Origin of the sequence: Paenibacillus catalpae, assembly GCF_900112695.1 — a bacterium.
In the GTDB taxonomy this organism is placed as follows: domain Bacteria; phylum Bacillota; class Bacilli; order Paenibacillales; family Paenibacillaceae; genus Pristimantibacillus; species Pristimantibacillus catalpae.
Window position 1 is genome coordinate 52,404 of record NZ_FOMT01000002.1, and the last position, 20,812, is coordinate 73,215.

The following is a 20,812-nucleotide window of genomic DNA, read 5'->3' on the forward strand; positions in this document are numbered from 1 at the left end:
ATTATACCCGGTTAATCGTTAAGGACGTTTATTACGACAAAGTATAGCTTAACAATGAACCGTTTGCCGCCGGAACTCGGTTAGAGGCTGAATCATTGGTGATGAACCCGACTCGGATGGCATTGCCCGAGCTTAGGCCGAGAGAAGACAGCGGAATCGCCAGCTCGATGACCGTATCGTTGCGGACGAACTGGGCTGCGCTGATCGTAGACGCGAGGCTCCAGGTCCAGCCGTTGTTGGTTCCGGTGTAGGCGAACAGGTTTTGATTTTCGAGCATGGTGTCCACGCCGCTGGCTGCCCAGTTGGCCGGGTTATAGCCGGTTGAAGAGTTATTGTCGGTGTTCAGATAAAACTGGCTTTTCACATTCAGACCGCTGCCTTGAACGAGCAGGTACAGATTCGTGCCGTCATTCTTTGCTTTCAGAGCAGTGATCGTTCCGGCCGAACTGCTGTTTAATGCCGATACGGCTCCCCAGTCACTCGCGCTGCCGTCGATCGTAATCGTTGTTGATGCTTGCGGAGTCGCGCTGACGACGGTTGATTTGGCCGATTCATTGCCGCTTGTATCCACCGCGCTGATTTGGAACGAATAAGAGGTGCCGTTGGTCAGTCCTGTCGCAGTGTAGGTCGTTCCGTTGAGAGGAGCGGAATTTAGCTTCGTTGTTCCCCGATAGACGTTATAGCCCTGCAGGTCGGATTCGGTGTTGGCCGACCAGGAGAGGGTAACCTGCGTATGGCCTGCTGCCGCGGCTAACCCGGCTGGTACCGCAGGAGGTGTCGAATCCGGCGTTGTTCCGCCTCCGCCCGTTCCGCTGCCTAAGGTATAACTCGGCAAAATGCCGCTGCTCCCAGGCAGCCGGTTCACTGTGGAGTCATTGCTGATATAGCCGGCTCGAATCGTGCTGCCGTTAGCAAGGCTAAGCGTACTAAGCGGAATAGACAGCTCAACGACATTGTTATTCCGCTGGAATTCGGAGGTGCCGAGCGTGCGAACCGACGTCCAGGACCAGCCCGCCGCCGTATTGCGGTAGACAATATTGTTCTCGATCATGTATTCGGCGCCGCTTTCTGCTCCGGATGCCGTCCAGCCTGCTGCGTTATAGCCGGTCAGCCGGTTGTTATCGGTGTCGAGGAACAGCTGGCCTTTCACATTCAGATTATTGCCTTGGACGAGCAGGTAGAGCTGACTGGTTGTATTGGACACTTTTAAAGCCTGAACATCGGAAGTGCCTGAAGCAAGCGCGGTGACTCCGCTCCATTCGGAAGCCGATCCGTCGATCGTTATAACCGTCGTTGAAGATCCGGTCGGCGTGACGGATACTGAGGAGCTTAACGGTGACTCCTGACCCGCACTGTTCACGGCGGATACCTGGAAGCTGTACGACGTGCCGTTTGTTAATCCAGTATTAGTGTAAGAGGTGCCGGTAATCGGCGAGCTGTTTACTTTTACGCCGTTCCGGTACACGTTATAGCCCGATAGATTAGGTCCCGAATTAGCTGTCCAGCTCAGAACCGCCTGACCGTTGCCGGCAGCTGCGGTCAGACCGGTTGGGGCCGTCGGCGCAACAGGGGCTGCAGGAGTAACGGATACCGAAGAGCTTAATGGCGACTGGACACCGTTTGTATTCACGGCTGCAACCTGGAAGCTGTAGCTGGTGCCGTTGGTCAGTCCTGTTGCCGTGTAGGAAGGGCTGGCGACAAGCGTGCTGTTGAGCTTTGTTCCGCCCCGATAGACGTTATAGCCCGCAAGATTGGATTCGGAGTTTGGACTCCAGCTTAAAGCCGCCTGCCCGTTGCCAGGCGAAGCCGTAAGACCGGTTGGCGTGCTTGGTACAGCAGGCGAGCCCGGAACGGTAAACTTGACGGAACTGCCGCCAAAGTTAGCTGTACGGAACCACATCCATATTTCTTGCCCCGCAAGCGCGCCTCCGAAAATATAATCCGAATCAAACATCAGCTCAACCGAATTGCCGGACTGCTTCGCTTGCACCGGCCATGCGTTGTTGCCGACGGTGGTGGTCGGGAACTTAAAGACATCGGCTTGACCGCTTACATGAGGCGCGAGATAAACCTTGTTCATGTTCTCGAAATAGATCCGCGAATCCGGAGTAATCGGCCAGGCTACGCCTTGCCAGCCAGTGGTGCCTTTCTTGTCGTAATCGAAGTAAAGCATTTCGCCCTGCATATTTAACGCCGATAAGGAGTCGATCTTCATGAGGAATTTGTCGCCTGCGAACTTGGTATATACCTTCGTGATGCCTTTGGCGTTGCCTCCGGCCGGATCATTAAAGATCGGCGTTTCATTCGCCCAGTCGCTGAACTGGCCGTCGATGTTGAAGCCGCCGTACAAATCGGTCGGGTGCGTGCCTGCGAGAGAGGAAGAAGGATGGCCGCTGGCGTCCAGCCAGTTTTTTGCATCATGATACATGTTGGCGAAATGGGTGGCGCCGCTGACATCGTAGCCCATGTAGTGGCTGTTGTTTACGATTTCGTTCATCCATTTGTTCGTGCCGGTTGAAGGGATGGTGAAGTCGCAAATGATGATGTTGAAGCCGTCGGATTGATTGGCCTGGGCGTTCATGTAGTCTTTCCAGAAGCCTCCGAAGTTGTCGCGGCTGCGGTAAGTAGAGGAGGCGGAATTCGTATTCCAGTTATCGGCGAATGCAGGGTTCTCGTCATAAAACTTGGAGCCTGATGTGATGTAGGGGTTGAAATACCAGGATTCTGTCAGAAAAATGTTGATCGCATGCCGGTAACGATCGGCGAATTGGGAGGTTCCTTCATCCGGGTTGAAATACCAGTAGCCCCGGTTGGCCGCTACGATTTTGGTCGGATCCACGGCTTTGACCGCTTCAACCAGCTCGACCATTCCTTTGGCTGTAAAGCCGAAGTTGCCGCGTGGTCCCCATGAGGTCGTTGGACCGGCGCCGCCAATCGGATCTGGCGTATCGACCGTGTCGAGGAATACGCCGTCATACCCGGCATCATGCTCCAGCTTGTCGGTCATGAACGTAATCAGCTTTTTCCACGTGGGATCTCCGCCGTTAATATAGCCTCCGCCATAGGTTTTGTTCTTGTCTGGAACGCCGTCTCCGGATTTCCAGTAACCTCCGTACATATATCGGGTGTCATTAATCCATGTTCCTTGCTGATCCAAATACCATGGCATCAAGCCGTTGTTGCCCCAGCTAAGGAGGTTGCCGGTAGAGGAATAGTCATTCGCAATGGATATGCCTGTATAGCTGTTATATCCGGAGTTATATGTGCCGTCTGGAATGGCGCCGCCCTCAACGTTTATGTAATTGCCCGAGCTGTTGTAGTTCCATGGGTTGGGACCGTGCAACGGGCCGCTTGGACCGCTGTAATTGGCCGGAAGCAGGCCGACATCCTTGCCGTTCTGAATTGTCATGTCCCCGGTAAAGCCGGTAAAAACACTGGAGGTGGCGAGTTCGCCAACCGACATATAAGCAAGCACGATTACATCGTCGGCCGTGCCGAGTATCCCGTCTACCCCTCGCTTCACTTCGTTTACCTGATTGGGAGTAAACGTCTCGAAATAGAATTGATTCTTTGCCACGTTAATAATGCGGATCGTTGGCTCCAGGATGACAAGATCATAAGTCTTCAGGGAGTCCAGCTGTGTCTGGGTGGCGGTGTTTGTGCCGTACCAGATCATAACCCGGCTGTATTCGCTAAGACCGGGTACTTTACCGTAGAGCGGATCCTTGCCGATAGCAGCATGGGCGGAAGGTGTCAGGCTTGGGGCTCTGAATGTCGGAAACAGAAGAAGCAGAACAAGGGATGTGATGAGCATTCGGCGAGCCAAACGATAAAAGGCTGTAGGCAAAATTGTCACTCCTCTTTTTCTTGAGAATAGAAACACTGCTTCAATACATTTGAAAATTCCGAAAATTCACCCCCTAAACGAATAAAGTATTTGGCGCAAAAAATGCGAAAAAATGAAGAGGAATTGTAAATCCTCATGCACCAACGACGCTATTATAATGCGGCAACAAAGCGATTACAATGATTAAATTCAAGCGTATTCCGAGAACAAGCTATCCATAACACGGATTAACAGTCCTAAAGTGAAAGTGGATAAGTTTTAAATCCAATTAAATATTTGCGGCAAACCATTTAAGTATTTTCCTAAAAATGATTGAAATTTGTGTAAATATTTACTAGAATGAGTGGCAACAAGCGCCTTGCGCTTAGTAGATAAAGGAGGCCGTATCTATCGGGGCAAACGTCTAGGGGAGTTCGTCGGTAATCGCTTCAACACAAACCGAAGGGATGGGGAAACGATGAGCAAGGAATGGACCATGGGGAAAAAGGCAGCGTTGACGGCATTGGCAGTCATGATGGGGGCGCTTCCGGCTGCCGGACTGCCGGCAGCAGCTGAAGCAGGGGCAGGCTCCGGGGCTGCACCGCTGTACGGCAATTTCGAGGATTGGGCTGGCGGCTATTCGGATCAGGCGACGGCCAGTAACCGGATGGAGCTGATTAAGGCGGTTAATCTGGACGGCAAGCTGTATGTCATGGCGAAGGGTCACGGGATGGACGGAACCAAGACGCTATACATAAATGCTGACAATGATGCGGCGACAGGAGCATTGATTGCAGGGTGGAAGGATTCTGCAGGTATCGATTACAAGATCGAGGATCGCGATGTGTATGCATTCGAGAACGGAGATTGGGTGCAGCAGGGGCAGGCACAGCTTACAGATGGCGATACGGTTGCAGAATACGAGATTGATTTAACCTCGCTTCCGGCGGCTGATCCTGCGGGCAAGATCAAGGTTGGCCTGCTGTCAGACGGTGCCATGCTGCCGGAGCTGGGCGAACTGATGGTCTCGGTGCAGCCACCTGCTTCGGGTGGTGCTGCGTTGGATGCTCCACCGCCGCCGGCCGATTTGACGATTGACGGCAACGGAGCGGAATGGGCTAATGTGCCTGAGCTGCTGCGAAGCGCCGACGGGAAAACAGCGGTGAAGTACGCGGTGTCAGCGGACGCTCTTCATATGCTGATTGAAGGACGTATCGATAATGGCGAATTTCCGGATTTGTGGGAGCATTTGCTGATCGACGTTGACCGCAAGCCGTCCACCGGCAATGCGATGTGGGCTTGGGCGAGTACGCTTGGTTCGGAATATCTCGTTCAGTCCGGTTTGCTGTACGAGACAAACGGCAGCGGCGGCTGGCAGGAAGCGGTTACCGGATTAAACTATGCCCGTTCGGGAACGGGCGATGCCAAAACCATCGAGTGGACGCTGCCCCTTGCCGACCTGCACGCCGGAGATTTGAAAGCCGTTCATATCGCTTTCTTAAGCAATGCTTATGCCATGCCGGACCCTGCCGGTGATCCGTCGGAGATCAGCCTTGTTGCGAAGCCGCAATTATTGGTGGATGGCGATACGTCGGATTGGGCCGGCATTCAGCCGCTGACGGTTACCGCAGACGGGCTCACAACGGTGAAGACATACGTGACGGACGGAAAGCTGTATGCACTCCTTGACGGTCGAATCGATAATGCCGAATTCCCGAATTTGTGGGAGCATTTGTTCCTCGACATAGACAAAGATCCTTCGACCGGTACCTCCAGCTGGGCATGGGCCGGGAAGCTTGGAGCCGAGTATCTGGTGCAGACGGCCATTCTGTATGCTTCTAACGGAAGCGGCGGCTGGGATCAGACGGATACGGCATTCCCTTATGTCAGCACGGGGACCGGCGATCATAAAGTGATTGAATGGTCCGTTCCGCTTGATGAGCTGGGGATTACCGATGAGCAGTCTATCCATGCCGGTTTCCTGAGCAACAGCTATGCTTCTCCTGACGCAAGCGGAGATCCGGCCGTTATTCCGATCCGCAGCAGCGGTTCGCTTATTGCGGTGGATGGTGACGACAGTGATTGGAGCGGGGTGGAGATCGGTGCTTCCGCTGGAAATGCCCCTTACCTGATGGACGCTGTTCAAGATGAAGAGAAGCTCTACGTCCGGGTGAAGGGGGAGAATCTGGATCTGCGGAGTGTTTATTATTTGAACACGGACGGCGATTCGGATACAGGGGCATCTGCCGGCTTATGGACGGAGGAGGGCTTCGATTACAAAATCGACCGCGGAGCCTTGTACGAATACCGGCAGCAGGACGGAGAATGGGTGAGCAAGGGGCCGGTCTATCTGGCGGTATCTGATGATTCCCTTGAAATTAATATTTATCTGGATCAGCTTGGACTTGATGAACCGGCAGCCATCGAACTTGGCTTCGTCAACCGCGGAATGCTACGGCTTCCGATGGGCGGTAACCCGCCGCTGACCGTAGATAACACGGTGCAGACTCAGGATGCTTCAGGCGTATTCTACCCGCGCCAAAGCTTTGAGCTGCTGAACAATCCTTATACGGGATGGGTAGCATGGGCGAAGGATTCCTCGAAGCCGGACGGAACGGCCTATCCGCAGCAGCACAGCATGGTGTATGCGGGCATATCGTGGCGCGAGCTCGAGCCGGTGAAAGGTCAATTTGACTGGGAAGGCATCGAGCAGAAATATCAGTTCGCCTATTGGGCTTCGCAGGGCAAACGGATTAATCTTCGGATCGTGCTGGATACGCCTACGGCTGATCCGTCCCATAAAGATATTCCGGATTGGCTGTATGACGAGCTGGCCGCAGAAGGGAATGCCGGCATTTGGTACGATACGCAGGAGGTTGGCTCGGGCTTTAGCCCGAATTACAACAGCTCTACACTGCTGGCCGAACATGAGCGGATGATCGCCAAAGTGGCCGAGCGCTATGATAATGATCCGCGGATTGCCTATGTTCAATTGGGAAGTCTGGGCCATTGGGGAGAATGGCATACTTGGCCAAGCGGCTCCGGCGTGTTTCCAAAGCTGAGTATATCTGACCAGTATGTTCAGCATTACTTGGACGCGTTTGAGAACAAGCAGATTGGCATGAGAAAGCCGTTCCCGATTGCAAGCGAGCAGCAGGTTGGTTTGTTTAACGATGTGTTTGGCATCAAATCCAGCACGGAAGAATGGGTTGGCTGGACGCAGAACGGCTGGGCGGGGATTGGCGAGTCCGTGGATGATCCGGCGGATGCGGCAGCCGCTCAAGCAGCGTCTGCCATGCCGGACTTCTGGAAATATGCGTATTCCGGCGGTGAGTTTGCCAACGGCAATCCGGAAAGCTGGCTGACCGATGATGCCATCATGGAATCGCTGCGTCAGATGCGGGTCAGCCATACCTCATGGCTTGGACCATCATCGCCGGCGCGTACCGCATATGGAACGGACATTCAATCCAACATCGAGACGATGCAGAAATTGATGGGCTACCGCTATGTAATTGAGGCCGTTAAGCATTCGGGCTCAGCCGCACGCGGGACATCCATCTCCGTAGAAACGGTTTTGAACAACAAAGGGGTTGCTCCGTTCTATCAGGATTGGAAGCTGGAATACAGCCTTGCTGACGCGAATGGAACGATCGTATACAAACAGCAGCAGGATACCGATTTGCGTTCGCTTCTGCCTGGCAGACATGTCATGGACAATCGGCTTGATTTGCCTTCGGCGCTCGCAGCAGGCAGCTATAAATTGAATGTTGCTGTTATTGATCCGGCAACGGACGCGCCGGGGATGAAGCTGGCGATTGAAGGGAAGCGCCCGGATGGCCGTTACGAGGTAGGATCTCTAACGGTTTCGGGCTCGCCTGGCAGCACGGGCGGCGTGAGCGGTTCAACGCCGGAAGACAGCAAGGTTCAACGCTTGAGTAACCCGGCTCTTACGGATGGAAAGCTTGCGGTTACTCTGCTTGCAGGCAAAGAACGTATTGAAGTGCCGCTTCAGGCTGCGGCTCTGAAAGGCAATCCGTCTATCGTTATTTCGAGCGGAGACACGAGCTGGGAAATACCCGGGGAGCTTCTCGCTAAGGCGAAGGAGCGGGCTGGCAGCAGTTCGGCCTGGCTGACTATCGATCTTGCGCCAACTGCCGATATAGCCACCTATGCGGCGAAGGATAAAGCTAAAGCGCAAGGAGTCGGGCAGGCGTTCACCGTAGGTGTTGCAATAGTAACGACAGCAGGGGAAACGCCGCTTGATTTCGCAACGTCGCCGATCAAGGTATCGGTAAAAACGGAAGCGGGCGCAGCAAATATCGTTAATCTCTATAACGTTCAAGGCGAACGCCTGAAGGCTGCCGCAGCGGTATTCCGCAACGGCTTGTTAACGGCACAAATGACAGAGCCGGGAACCTATCAATGGCTGCGGTACGAGAAGGCTTACAGCGATGTTGCAGCCGGTCATTGGGCGGCTTCGGCTATCCAAGCATTGGCTGCCAAGCAGGTAATGCAAGGCGTGGATGCCGACCGCTTTGCCCCTGACCGCTCTATTACGCGTGCGGAGCTTGCCGCTATGTTGGCGAGAATGCCGGGGCTTGGAATAGGCTCGGGGGATGGAGCAGAGCTTCCATTCAAGGATATTCCGGCACAGGCTTGGTACACAGAGGAGTTGAAAGAAGTATTGGCAGCAGGATTAATCAATGGTTATGGTGATACGTTCAGGCCAAATGCGGAGATCACGCGCGAGGAGCTGGCGGTCTTGGCGATCCGCGCGGCTTCGAAGGCTTCTGGCGGAGCTCTCTCCGGGACGGCTCGGAATAACGGGGATGGCGATTATCCGGATACCGATCAGATCAGCAGCTGGGCAAAGGACAGCGTGCATAAGGCAAAGCAGCTTGGTTTAATGATCGGCGATGAGGATGGCCGTTTCCGTCCGAAGGAAGGCGTGTCACGCGCGGAGGCTGCAGTGATTACACTCCGTCTGATGGAGATGTTGTTGAAATAAGGGTGAAATAGAAGGCCGTCCGGGCAACCGGACGGCCTTCTGTTTGAAATCTTAATAGCCAAACAATAATTTCAGGCAAAGTTTTATCGCAATTTGCCTAACGAACAATAAATTTGGCGCAAAATTTAAAATAATACCTTACTTTACGGTGTCATATTTCCATTATTTATGGAGTAAAAAGTTTAAACTTTTAGCCTATAACCCGCATGATCACTGAAAAAATTGATGAAAAAATATTTGGCGCAAATATGTTAGGTATTTTACCCAAAAATTGTTGACTTGTTGTGAAGGCTGCGTTATTATCAGAACATGAAAGCGAGTACTCGCCATGAGTTGTAACGATCTGGATCATATTTGGCGCAAAATTATCGATGGAGAGTGTAGACATGGAAAAACTGAGAATGGCATTTATCGGCGTAGGAGATATGGGCTCGCATCATTGCATCGGTTTTGATCTGCTGCCGGAATGCAAGGTGAACTATATTTGCGATATGAACCAGGCGAACGTTGAGCGTACGCTGGCAGAACTGAAGAACAGTAATCCGGTAATCGTGACGGACTACAAGGAGCTTTTACATAAAGAGGATATCGATGCGGTTGTGATCAGCGTTCCGAATTATTTGCACCGCGAGGTGGCTGTCGCTTTTCTCGAAGCCGGCAAGCATGTCTTTCTGGAAAAGCCTGTTGCGCACACGCTTGAAGACTGCAATGCCATTATCGAAGCAGCCGAGGCGAACAAACGTATCCTGCAGATCGGTCTTGTATACCGCTACTCCAACGTGTATCGGAGAATGGCCGAGGAGCTTGAGCGTGGACGTTTGGGCGATGTGAAGCTGATGTGGTGCAAGGAATTCCGCGATCCGTTCCCGCCGACGGAGTGGTTCTACGACAAGAACAAGTCGGGCGGCGCGCTGGTCGAGAAGGACTGCCATCACTTTGATATTTTCAACTGGATGATTGGTTCGAAGCCGCTGCGGGTGTTCGCAACTGGCGGACAGCACGTCATGAAGCAGGGGCAGCCGAATATGATTACGAATTCTTACAGCCATTATCCGGCCAAACCTATCGAGAATGTCTCGATTGTGGATCATGCCTGGGTAACGATTGAATACGAGAACGGCAGCAAGGCAAATTTGGGACTGTGCATGTATCTGAAGCCCCGCAATTTGATGGGGGATGGCCTTGAGATCGGGCTGATCGGCGAGAATGGCGGCCAGATGGTGGCAAAGAACGACAAGACGATCGATATCGTTGGCGGACAGAACTTCACCCGCGATCATCTGGATATCGACGTCACATCGGATTCGATTATGGGCGGGCATACCGGCGGTCAAACGCAGCGGATTGAATTCGTAAGGAGCGTTACGGAAGGCAAGCAGCCCTTTGCCTCCGCTTATGTCGGCAGAGATGCCCTGCTGATCGCGCTGGCAGCGGAGAAGTCGATTGTGGAAGAACGATACGTGTACGTGAATGAATTAATGAAGTAAGGGGGTGCCGGGATGAAAAGCAATTTGAGAAGATATGATACGCTTGTTTTCTTCTTGTTTATATCCCCTTGGATAATCGGTTTCTCGCTCTTTTTTCTTGTTCCTTTTGGTACTTCCGTGTTTTACGCGTTTACGGATGCCCGGCTGCCGGGAGCGGTGGACTACAACTTCGTGGGGTTGTCCAACTTTGTAGATATGGTGGGTAATCCGATTTTTAGCAAAAGCCTGCAGAACACCGCATACTTCGTCATTGTTGGCGTTCCCGTCGTAACGGCCGGCATGCTGCTGATCGCGCTGCTGCTTAATATGAACGTCAAAGGCATAGCCCTTTACCGGACCTTCTATTACTTGCCGACGCTTGTGCCAATCGTTGCAACCGTCATTATTTGGCGGCTTGTGTTTAACTCGGAATTTGGCATTCTGAATGCAGGGCTGTCCGTGCTGGGGATAGGCAAGACCGATTGGATGGGCAGCGAAGGCTTGATCAAGCCGGTTATTATTCTGCTGCAGGTATGGATCTCCGGAAGCGGGGTGCTCATCTTCCTGGCTGCTCTGAAGAATGTGCCGAAGCATCTGTATGAAGCGGTGCTCATTGATGGGGCAAACAAGGTTCAATCGTTCTTCCGAGTGACGCTTCCGATGATCAGCCCTTCCATTCTGTTCGTGGTCATTATTCAGACGATGTATAACTTTCAGATGTTCACCGAAGCGCTGCTGCTGACAAAGGGCGGACCGAATTATGCGGCTTACACCTTTGTCTATAACATCTACAAGTCGGCGTTTACGGATCTGAAATTCAGCATGGCGATGACGCAATCCATCTTCTTGTTCGCGCTGATCTCCCTTGTCACATTCGTACTGATGAAGCTGTCGAAGCGGTTTGTCTATTATGAAGGCGAGAAATAGAGGGGGGAAACAAGATGACCACGTCTAACAAACGTTTGATAAAGCAAACCGGCAAATATGCGCTTCTGACAGCTGCGCTGGTGCTGTTCGCCGGACCACTCGTATGGATGCTGTCTACGATGATGAAGACCAAGGCGGAAACATACAAGGTTCCTCCCGGTCTGCTGCCGGAATCTTTGAACTTCGAAGCGTTTCACAGGCTGTTCGATGTGCAGCCGCTCATGTGGAGATGGATCCAGAATTCATTCACGATTTCCGCTCTTGTTGTGCTCGGCGCGGTAATATCCAGCTCCATTGTGGCCTATGGCTTCTCACGCTTTTCAACGAAATACAAGGATCGGCTGTTCCCGATTGTCCTCATGACGCTGATGATTCCGCCGTCCATCCTGATGATCCCGTCCTACGTGCTGTTCACGAAGCTGCACTGGGTAGACACCTGGCTGCCGCTTATCGTCCCGGCATGGCTTGGCGGCGCGTATTACATCTTCTTGTTCCGGCAGTTTTTCATGACCATTCCGCAGGAGCTGGATGAAGCGACCTACCTCGACGGCGGGAACCGGTGGACCGTGTTCACCAAGGTCATTATGCCGCTGTCCAAACCTATTGTTGTGACAACCGTCATTTTTGCCTTCGTGAACTCATGGCTCGATTTTCTCGGACCGTTCCTTTATATCAAGAGCAACAGCATGTTCACCCTAAGCGTAGGTCTCCAGCTGCTGATCGGCCAGACGAGTCAGGACTTCCCGGCGCTTGCCGCCGGCGCTTTTATCAGCATTGTGCCAATTGGCCTGCTGTTCCTGTTCGCGCAACGCTACATTGTGGAAGGGGTGGTGCTCACGGGTTCGAAGGGTTAAGGTGGACAACGCGGGCAGGCATAAGATGTTCAATACTGCTGTTTTCAAAATAATCTAAAGGGGAACTGGATATGAAAACGAACAGAAAGTGGTTATTGGGTCTTTTTACGCTTATGTTATCAATGGTAATGATCATCTCCGGCTGCGGCAGCAACAATAATAATGGCGGTTCCGGCGAAGCGGCAAACGGTGAGCAAAGCAACAACGGCAGCGCGGAGCAGACAGAGAAACCTGCTGAGCCGGTTACGATCACCTACTCGCAGTGGGGAACGGCGGAAGAGCTGCAGCGTACGCAGGAGCTTTTAAATAAATTCATGGAAGCCTACCCGAACATTACGGTTAAGCTGGAAGGCAAGGACTGGGCCAGCTATTGGGATGGTCTGACGGCTAATGCCGCGGGCGGCACGCTTCCTGACGTGTTCAAAACCAGCTATGCTTTTATCGAGAAATACGGCGAGCTTGGCATCTTCAAAGAGCTTGACGGTTTGCTCGCTGACAAAGGCTTTGAACTTGGCAATATCGATGAAAGCCTTCTTGGTCTACATAAATACGGCGGCAAACAAGTATCTCTTCCAATTGATGCGAACGTGATCGTCTGGTACTACGATAAAGCGATCTTTGCGGATCCGAAGAAGAACCCGAAAGGCGCTCCGGTTCCATCCCTCGAACCAACCTGGGATGAAGTTCTGGACATCGCCACCAAGCTGACGATCGACAAAAACGGTAAAAACCCTGGGGAAGCCGGCTTTGACGGCGACAATATTGTGCAGTGGGGCATGTCCGTATCGCCAGGCTCCACGATGGACTGGTTCCTTGAACCGGAGCTGTGGTCCAATGGCGCGAAGCTCATGAATGATGACGGATCGCTTGCCCTGAATACGCCTGAAGCACGTGAAGTACTGGACTTCTTTATTGATGCAACGAAGAAACAAATCAATACAACGCCTGCTCAAATCGAAGGTCTGGGCGGCCAGGTGAACCTGGGGATTACAACCGGTAAAGTAGCCATGAACCCGGGCGGCAACTGGAACACAACAAACTTCAAAGAAGCCAAAGTGGATTACGGCATGACGTACCTGCCGAAATTCAAAGAGAACAAAACCGTCGTACAACCGGCTGGCATGGCAATTGCGAATAATACGAAGCATGAAGAAGCAGCTTATACCCTGCTTGCATGGCTGGCAGGTCCTGAAGGTCAAACGGAGCTGGCGAAGCAGGGCTATTCGATCCCGGCGAATAAAGCAGCATCCGATGCTTATATCGCAACCGCAGGTGAAGCGAATAAAATCTTCCTCGACGCGCAGCAATTCGGCATCATTTCGCCGTTCACAGTGAAGAAAACGGATCTGGTATGGACATATGGCGAGCAATCGCTTAAGAATCCGCTCGCTGGCGACGGTGACGTGGACGCGGCCATTAAAGATCTGGAATCGAAGCTGAAGTAAGAGGGGTTAGGAAAGAGCGGGGAGAAGAAGCGTCTGGTCGCTTCTTTTCCCTTTTTTGCTTAGGCCCAAAAGCCTGAAATGGCGGTGTTTCTTGACTATTGATGAATACGGCTTTACAATAGAATTTGCCGCAACTTTTGGTTAGTTGCCGCAATTATAGAGAGCATATATTCGATATAGGAATAGAGAGGAACGTATGATGGCCAAGTTAAAGGACATTGCAGAGCAGGTTGGGGTTTCCATCTCGACGGTATCGCGGGTCATGAAGAATGATTCCACACGTTCCGTCAGCGAAGAGACCCGTAAGAAAATTTGGGAAGCTGCGGAGAAGCTCGGCTACAAGGCGAACCGCGTGGAGAAAAAATCCGACAACAAGCTGATGGTTCATATCGGCTGCGTGGTTGCCATTCCTCAGAACAAATATAATAATCCCTACTTCTCTGTTATATTGGAGGGTATTGAGAAAGCGTTGACAGAGTCCGGCTTCCGGCTGGAATTTGTATACAGTATCGAGAATCAAGCGGATATTCAGCAGCTGCAATCGCTGGTGAAGGAGCACCGGATTGACGGCATGATTATTGTCGAGCGGATTGATGCCGATGCGTACCAGTGGATTAAACAAAATGTGAAAGCGGTTGTTGGCGTGGATTTGGCAGACAGAAATATTCCCGTCGTCTGTTACGACCGCGAAGCCGCGGCGAAGGAAGCCGTGCAGCATCTCATTAAACAGGGGCACAAGCAGATCGGCTATATCGGCGGTCCGGAGCTGAATGATCCTTTCCGGCAGGAGAAGCGTTTCCTCGGCTATCAGAGCGCGATGCGCGAAGCGGGACTTGAGCTGAATGACAACTGGGTTATTGATGTGAAATGGGATGTATCGTTAAGCTATGAGCTGACCAAGCAGGCGTTTGAGAAAAAAGGCTATTCGCCAACCGCGATCTTCGCGGCCAGTGATATGATGGCGATTGCCGCGATGCGTGCCGCAACGGAGCGGGGTCTTCGTATTCCGGAGGATATCGCGGTTGTTGGCGTCGATAATATCGAGATCTCCGAGTTCACCTCGCCGCCGCTGACGACGATTCATGTTCCGAAGCTTGAGATGGGGATGTTCGCCGTTAAGCTGCTGCTTGATTATTTGGATCACCAATATTCGCTGCCGGTGCGCATGACCATTCCGTACCGGATGGTATACCGCCGCTCTTCCGAGTCGCAGCAGCCGGCCGTTATTAGCGTGCAATAAGAGGCTGTCCCGAAAGCTATCTTTAATGATGGCATTGGGGCGCCTCTTTTTTTGTCTTTGACCCATTGCACTGGATACTTTGGAACTCCGCCGGTAACTTTCGTTATCAGGAACAAACTTCGGCTCAAATGAGCTGATTTTGCCGGCCGGAATGGAATCCAATGTAATACTGCGGATTTAAACTGCACGAAGTGCAGGATATTTGCCCGGAATGGTAGTTGCTCGAGAGATATACTGTACAAAATGCAGTATATTTCGTCTAATAAGCCCGGAACAGCCGATGTTGTCCGAATATCCTGCACTTCGTGCAGGATATTGCTGATTACTGAGCTTCAACGTTCCATTATACTGCATATTGTGCAACGTAGATGGATAGCGGGTTAAAAGCAAACTTGATCTTGATAGGCTGCAAATAGAGGTGTTTCACGTCTGCGCCCGTGCTTTGGCGGTACGCGCATAGTCCGACGGCGGCATGCCGGTCGCTTTCTTGAAATCGCGAGAGAAGTAATGAATGCTGCTGTAGCCAAGCATAGCGGATATCTCGGTGAAGTTGTACTGCTGCTCGCGGATCATCGTTTTTGCTTCTTCAATCTTCAGCTGCTTGAAGTAGTCCATCGGTCCAACGCCAGCCTGCGCATGGAAGACCTCCTTCAGCCGGCTTTTCCCGAGGTGCAGCTCTTTGCACAGTCTGTCGAGCGTCAGCTGCTCGGATAAATGCCCGCGCATGAATGCAATAATCCGCTCGGCCGTCTGCTGCTCCGCCTTCTCGGTCTGGAACGAAGCGGGCTTGCGCACGGCTTGGCGTTCGGCATCGTCCTGCTGCCGGATCAGTTGAATGAGCAGCGTCTCCAGGTAATTGCGCATGGCCTGCTCGCTGGCGAATGGTGCGCCTTCCCGTGTAATGAGCTCGTGGATATCGGAATTGTCGTATGGCGGCGCGAAGGAGTGGAAGCCTTCCTGCATAAGCAGCGACAGCAGATTCCGATCTTTTGTGCCGAGCTGCATCACCCGGTTCTCGAATCTTTCCATGCACGGGGAAGCGCATTCGAACGACAACACGAATAAGTTAGGCGGCTTATGCCGATGTCCTACATTCACCGTATGAAACTCCCCGGGTTTATGGAAGATGATCATGCCTTGCTCGAGCTGATGCGTAAGCTCATCCGCCCTTACCTCCACAGAACCCTTGTCCACATACAGCAGCTCCCAGAAGTCATGCTGCTCCCCTTCGAACACGTAACCTTTGGCAAACTCGAAATAATGGAATGAAATCAGCTTACGTACCGCAAGCATTTCCTTAAGCGTATGGCGAGCGAATTCCATCGGCCGACCACTCCTTTTTCAACATCGTTTGCATTAATTATAAATGCTTTTTGCTCTGTGCAAAAGGTCCGGCTGATTTGCTAAAGATGGGCTGTGCTTCGGCTATTATAATTGGCAGTATAAAGAGCTGAAGGAGGCTGCCCATCTTGAAAAAAGGGATTAATATCTGGTCATTTCCGGCAGGCATGCGTATAGAAGAAAGTATTGAATTAGCGAAGGATGCGGGCTTTGACGGCATCGAGCTGTCGATGAACGAGACAGGCCCGCTTAGTGCAGAGAGCAAAGAGGAGGAAGTCCGGGCTATCCGCCGTTTTGCGGATGATACGGGGATCGAGCTGTCGAGCCTTGCAAGCGGTTTGTATTGGGATTACCCGCCAACCAGCGAGAATTCGCAGGTGAGCAGTAAAGCATTTGATATCGCGAAAAAGCAGCTAGAGCATGCTGCCGCGCTAGGCGTAGATACGATCCTTATCGTGCCTGGAGCAGTTGGCGTTGATTTTATTCCGAATGCGCCGGTGGTGCCTTATGACCGTGCGTACGACAACGCACTTGCCTTCTTCACGAAGCTGGCGAAGGAAGCGGAAGCGGTGAAGGTATCGGTTGGCATCGAGAACGTATGGAACAAGTTCCTGCTGTCGCCGCTTGAAATGCGCGGATTCATAGATGCTGTTGGCTCCGACTATGTCGGCTCTTACTTCGATGTAGGCAATGTTGTCTATTCCGGCTATCCCGAGCATTGGATCTCGATTCTGAATCAGCGCATCAAGAAGGTGCATTTCAAGGATTACCGCCGTCAGGCAGGCGGGCTGCACGGGTTTGTGGATCTGCTTGCGGGGGACGTGGATTACCCGGTTGTTGTTCAGGCGCTGGAAGCGATCGGCTATAACGATTATGTGACGGCGGAGATGATCCCGCCATACACGCATCATACGAAACAAATCATCTACAACACATCGGCGGCAATGGATGCCATCTTGGGGAGGACGGAACGCTAATGCTGAAAATCGGACTAATCGGACTTGGTTTTATGGGCAAGACACATCTGGAGAATTATCTGCGTCTCGAGAGAGAAGGAGCACCGATTCGCGTTGTTGCGCTGTGTGATGTGGACGAAGTGAAGCTAAACGGCGGCGGCAGCGGCGGCAATATTGAGACATCCTCGGAGAACGAGATCGACTACAGCCGTTTCAGCAAATATACGTCCGTACAAGCCATGCTGGAGAGCGAGCAGCTGGATGCGGTAGATATTACGCTTCCTACCTTCCTGCACCGCGATGTGACTCTTCAATGTTTGAACAGCGGCGTTCACGTGCTCTGCGAGAAGCCGATGGCGATGAACGCGGAAGAGTGCGACATCATGATCGAAGCCGCTGAAGCAAGCGGCAAGCAGCTGATGATCGGGCAATGCCTGCGCTTCTGGCCGGCTTATGTCTACCTGCAGGAACTCGTTAGCAGCGGTAAGTTCGGCAATGTGACGAGCGCATATTTCTACCGCGGCGGCGGCACGCCTTCATGGGGACCATGGGTGCTGCAAAACGAGAAGGGCGGCGGCGCGTTGCTGGATATGCACGTGCATGACACCGACGTCGTGAACTGGCTGTTCGGCAAGCCCGAGGCGGTATCGTGCTACGGCAGAAACGTCATCCCGGGCAGCGGATACGACATTGTCTCCACCCATTACCGTTATGAAGATGATAAAATTGTGTCCGCCCAGGTGGATTGGACGCTAAATGGCGATTTTGGCTTCGAGATGGGCTACAAGGTTAACTTCGAGCATGGCAACGTGCAATTTGACGGTGCTGCCGTCAAGGTGAATCCGAATGACGGAGCGGGCTTTACTGCCGAGCTGCCGGAAGATCAAGGCTATTACTATCAACAGAAATATTTCACGGAAGCCCTTGTTCAAGGCTTGCCGCTCGATACGGCGACTCCGGAAAGCACAAAGGCAAGCATCGAGATCGTGACGGCGGAGCGGGAATCGGCGGACCAACGCGGCGCGTGGATTGCTGTACCTTAAAGGACTGCCATGGGCAAACATCATGAATTTCCTTATGCTTCAAACGCGGCCGGCTTCACGGATAAAGAGTGGGGCCGGCTGCTTCCGGCCGATGTCGCTTATCAGCAATGGCTGCATGTCGAGCAGCCGCCTGAGACGGAGGTTCGAGGGGGATACGACGAGGAGGCGCTGCACCTTCAGTTTAGGGTATACGAGGAAGCGCCAGTCATGAGGCATAGGCAGCATGGAGATCCGGTCTATCAGGACAGCTGCGTGGAATTTTTCCTGCAGCCGTTGCCTGCCCAGGATGACCGTTATCTTAACTTTGAACTAAACGCCGCGGGGATGCTGCTGCTCGAGATTGGTGAACAGGGACAGAAACGCAAACGGATTCTGCCCGAAGCGACCAGTCAGTTTGGCATACGCACGGCTCTTGGCTTGTGGAATCCGGAATGCCGCAGGATGTACTGGGAGCTTAACCTGCGTATTCCGTTTGCCTTTATTAAATACTGGTTTCCGGATTTTAAGGCCGAATCCGGAACGGTCATGAGAGGCAACTTCTACAAGTGCGGCGATCTGACGCCAGCCCCTCATTATTTGAGCTGGTCGCCGGTACAGTCGGATACGCCGAATTTTCACCGCAGCGACAGCTTCGGGACATTGGTTCTAATCTAAAGCGAAAAAACAAATAGACTCTCGAAATAGCGGTGCTTGTGCACCGCTATTTTTTGATTTCTACCCAAGCCGATCGTTATCGCTATTTGCGTTATAAGGATTCGTTAATATCGTTAACGAAGTTTTTTAGACCAATTTTGAGGAAATCTCAAAGTTATTCACATAGTTACCCACATATCAACCGGGTCAATATCCTAGAAAAGTGGATATTGAACAACTGTCGTCCACATATCCACAGGCTGCGTTATCCACACGTGATTAACAATTAGGGCCCTTAATTTATCTCTTCCGCAGCCTCAAGAAGTCTTCATGAAGAACATAGAAATAAGTTGAGGAGCTGACGCTTCGCTATATCGCAGAACGAATGAATTTTTACTACGCCCGATTCCTTCCGAATAACTGTTCTGGTGCTTAGATCAGATCCGTTAGATGGAGCTCTTTGTTGTAAGGGACGGAAGGCTCACCGCTACGCAGCCGCTGGACAAAATCCGGGTTGGCAAGCAGCGGTTTTCCAAACGCGGCCAGATCGATGACGCCTGCGCGGATCGCGCAGTCGGCCATATCGGCTGTTAGACCGCCAACACCGATAATGGCTCCGTTCCAGCGCTGCCGGACCATTTCGTGTAGGGTTAGGCTGCCCGATACCGCTTCATCGAATTTATTCGTTGAAGGATGCAGAATACGCAAGCCCACTTCGTGAAACATCGCTATAAAAGCATCCAATTCCGCTTCGGGCTCCTGCCACTGGAATGCCGGCTGATCGTCCTTCAATTCCGAGAAGCGGAGGCTGAGACGGTCCATGCCAATGACTTCGCCAACGGCGGCCAGTATCTCTTTCATAAATAACAAGCGTCCGGTTCTCCCGCCCCCATAGCGGTCGGTTCGATGATTGGTCGCATCCGAAGCAAACTGATCCACGAGATAGCCATGCGCGCCATGAATTTCCACACCATCAAAGCCTGCTTCCACGGCATGTCTCGCCGCCAGCTCATATTGCAGGACAACCTCGCGAATATCCTCTGTCGTCATCGCTTCAGGCATAGCGAAAGGCTTATGCAGCCGGTGTACCAGTCCCTCTGCCGGTATGGCTGACGGAGCTTGAGGCGGGTAACCTCCCGTCAGATCGGGATGCGTTAATCTGCCGACATGCCACAGCTGCGCAATGATGGTCCCGCCTTCCGCATGTACGGCATCGGTAACTTTACGCCAGCTGTCCGCCTGCTCCTTCATATATAAGCCCGGCACCCCAAACGTTCCTTTTCCCCGGGGGGATGGCGTAATGCCTTCAGTAATAATCAAACCAACTCCGTCTTTTGCTCTTCGCTGATAGTAAGCCGCAACATCAGCACCAACCGTACCGGCTTTATCATCTGCGAAGCTCCGCGTCATCGGGGCCATCGCAATTCGCGTACGAAGGCTCCAAGCGCCAACGGTAACCGGCTTCAGCAATTCCAAATTCGTCATGAATGGTTCTCTCCTCTTTGTGTTTTATAAGGTAAATTCTATATAATATCCTGGGAAGAACACATAGCGTTTTCAAATTGTTTAGTGGAATCCTTTTATAAAATCCTGTTCTTTCTGCTTGATCACCTTAATAATAAAGGGGAGAGTTTCATGGACGATTTAGATAAACAGCTATTGCTTGTACTGCAGGAGCAGGGCCGCATTTCCATGACAGACCTTGGCAAGGCCGTATCTTTGTCCCAGCCTGCCGTTACGGAGCGGGTGCGAAGGCTGGAGGAAAAGGGAATTATTGATCATTATCGGGCTGTCGTTACACCGGAGAAGATCAATAAGATGATCACGGCATTTGTTTTGTTTTATACGAAAGACTGCAACAAGTTCGTGGAGCATTGCCGGCAGACCACGGACGTCATTGAGCTGCACCGGATCAGCGGACATCAATATAACTTCCTCGTCAAGCTTGTCACCGAGTCGCTGCAGACGCTGGAGAGCACCATTAATGAGCTGGGAACATTCGGGGATTCGACGACACTTATCACTCTGTCTTCGCCGATTAAGCAGGATCCGCTTCTTCCATAATGCAAA

Annotated in this window: 13 protein-coding genes; 10 read left to right on the forward strand and 3 right to left on the reverse strand. The window is 52.3% G+C overall.

What is annotated here, in order from left to right; translation table 11 throughout:
• Positions 1-31 precede the first annotated feature (31 nt).
• Positions 32-3,847, reverse strand: coding sequence for a fibronectin type III domain-containing protein (locus tag BM200_RS07995; RefSeq protein WP_091183709.1), 3,816 nt, complete (start codon positions 3,845-3,847; stop codon positions 32-34).
• A 457-nt stretch (positions 3,848-4,304) separates the two neighbouring features.
• Here BM200_RS07995 and BM200_RS08000 point away from each other — a divergent pair, with 457 nt between their 5' ends.
• The 6 genes from BM200_RS08000 (at position 4,305) to BM200_RS08025 (ending at position 14,769) form a co-directional block, all read left to right on the forward strand.
• Entirely contained in the window at positions 4,305-8,837 is a 4,533-nt protein-coding gene (locus BM200_RS08000; protein ID WP_091183711.1) for an S-layer homology domain-containing protein, read from the forward strand.
• Positions 8,838-9,223: 386 nt separating this feature from the next.
• Positions 9,224-10,324 (forward strand): Gfo/Idh/MocA family protein, encoded by a 1,101-nt coding sequence (locus BM200_RS08005; RefSeq protein ID WP_091183714.1) that lies wholly within the window; start codon positions 9,224-9,226, stop codon positions 10,322-10,324.
• Between the two features lie 12 nt (positions 10,325-10,336).
• Positions 10,337-11,230, forward strand: coding sequence for a carbohydrate ABC transporter permease (locus BM200_RS08010; protein ID WP_091183717.1), 894 nt, complete (start codon positions 10,337-10,339; stop codon positions 11,228-11,230).
• A 14-nt stretch (positions 11,231-11,244) separates the two neighbouring features.
• Positions 11,245-12,084 carry a carbohydrate ABC transporter permease gene (locus tag BM200_RS08015; RefSeq protein ID WP_091183719.1) on the forward strand — a complete coding sequence of 280 codons (840 nt, stop codon included), beginning with the start codon at positions 11,245-11,247 and terminating at the stop codon, positions 12,082-12,084.
• Positions 12,085-12,155: 71 nt separating this feature from the next.
• A complete protein-coding gene (locus BM200_RS08020) occupies positions 12,156-13,529 on the forward strand; it encodes an ABC transporter substrate-binding protein (protein WP_091183722.1) in 1,374 nt (457 codons plus the stop codon).
• 196 nt (positions 13,530-13,725) lie between these two features.
• Entirely contained in the window at positions 13,726-14,769 is a 1,044-nt protein-coding gene (locus BM200_RS08025) for a LacI family DNA-binding transcriptional regulator (RefSeq protein ID WP_091183724.1), read from the forward strand.
• 423 nt (positions 14,770-15,192) lie between these two features.
• Here the strand turns inward: BM200_RS08025 and BM200_RS08030 are convergent, their stop codons facing one another.
• Positions 15,193-16,092: a helix-turn-helix domain-containing protein gene (locus BM200_RS08030; RefSeq protein WP_091183727.1), complete on the reverse strand. Its 900-nt coding sequence runs from the start codon at positions 16,090-16,092 to the stop codon at positions 15,193-15,195.
• Between the two features lie 146 nt (positions 16,093-16,238).
• Here BM200_RS08030 and BM200_RS08035 point away from each other — a divergent pair, with 146 nt between their 5' ends.
• From BM200_RS08035 to BM200_RS08045, 3 genes are read left to right on the forward strand one after another with little or no spacing between them, the layout of a single operon-like run.
• Positions 16,239-17,087, forward strand: coding sequence for a sugar phosphate isomerase/epimerase family protein (locus BM200_RS08035; RefSeq protein ID WP_091183730.1), 849 nt, complete (start codon positions 16,239-16,241; stop codon positions 17,085-17,087).
• Positions 17,087-18,109, forward strand: a complete 1,023-nt coding sequence (locus BM200_RS08040; protein ID WP_091183733.1) for a Gfo/Idh/MocA family protein — start codon at positions 17,087-17,089, stop codon at positions 18,107-18,109. Before BM200_RS08035 ends, BM200_RS08040 begins: the two co-directional genes overlap by 1 nt.
• 9 nt (positions 18,110-18,118) lie before the next feature.
• A complete protein-coding gene (locus BM200_RS08045) occupies positions 18,119-18,763 on the forward strand; it encodes a carbohydrate-binding family 9-like protein (protein ID WP_091183735.1) in 645 nt (214 codons plus the stop codon).
• A 411-nt stretch (positions 18,764-19,174) separates the two neighbouring features.
• Here the strand turns inward: BM200_RS08045 and BM200_RS08050 are convergent, their stop codons facing one another.
• The gene (locus BM200_RS08050) at positions 19,175-20,227 is read right to left on the reverse strand and encodes an oxidoreductase (protein WP_091183738.1); all 1,053 of its coding nucleotides are present in this window, start codon (positions 20,225-20,227) and stop codon (positions 19,175-19,177) included.
• 150 nt (positions 20,228-20,377) lie between these two features.
• Here BM200_RS08050 and BM200_RS08055 point away from each other — a divergent pair, with 150 nt between their 5' ends.
• A complete protein-coding gene (locus BM200_RS08055; protein ID WP_091183741.1) occupies positions 20,378-20,806 on the forward strand; it encodes an Lrp/AsnC family transcriptional regulator in 429 nt (142 codons plus the stop codon).
• The last annotated feature ends 6 nt before the right edge of the window (positions 20,807-20,812 follow it).

Excerpts from the sequence above, each read along its gene's own strand:
- BM200_RS08000 (WP_091183711.1), top strand. The coding sequence starts at position 4,305 with ATGAGCAAGGAATGGACCATGGGGAAAAAGGCAGCGTTGACGGCATTG.
- BM200_RS08005 (WP_091183714.1), top strand. The coding sequence starts at position 9,224 with ATGGAAAAACTGAGAATGGCATTTATCGGCGTAGGAGATATGGGCTCG.
- BM200_RS08010 (WP_091183717.1), top strand. The coding sequence starts at position 10,337 with ATGAAAAGCAATTTGAGAAGATATGATACGCTTGTTTTCTTCTTGTTT.
- BM200_RS08015 (WP_091183719.1), top strand. The coding sequence starts at position 11,245 with ATGACCACGTCTAACAAACGTTTGATAAAGCAAACCGGCAAATATGCG.
- BM200_RS08020 (WP_091183722.1), top strand. The coding sequence starts at position 12,156 with ATGAAAACGAACAGAAAGTGGTTATTGGGTCTTTTTACGCTTATGTTA.
- BM200_RS08025 (WP_091183724.1), top strand. The coding sequence starts at position 13,726 with ATGATGGCCAAGTTAAAGGACATTGCAGAGCAGGTTGGGGTTTCCATC.
- BM200_RS08030 (WP_091183727.1), bottom strand. The coding sequence starts at position 16,092 with ATGGAATTCGCTCGCCATACGCTTAAGGAAATGCTTGCGGTACGTAAG.
- BM200_RS08040 (WP_091183733.1), top strand. The coding sequence starts at position 17,087 with ATGCTGAAAATCGGACTAATCGGACTTGGTTTTATGGGCAAGACACAT.
- BM200_RS08045 (WP_091183735.1), top strand. The coding sequence starts at position 18,119 with ATGGGCAAACATCATGAATTTCCTTATGCTTCAAACGCGGCCGGCTTC.
- BM200_RS08050 (WP_091183738.1), bottom strand. The coding sequence starts at position 20,227 with ATGACGAATTTGGAATTGCTGAAGCCGGTTACCGTTGGCGCTTGGAGC.
- BM200_RS08055 (WP_091183741.1), top strand. The coding sequence starts at position 20,378 with ATGGACGATTTAGATAAACAGCTATTGCTTGTACTGCAGGAGCAGGGC.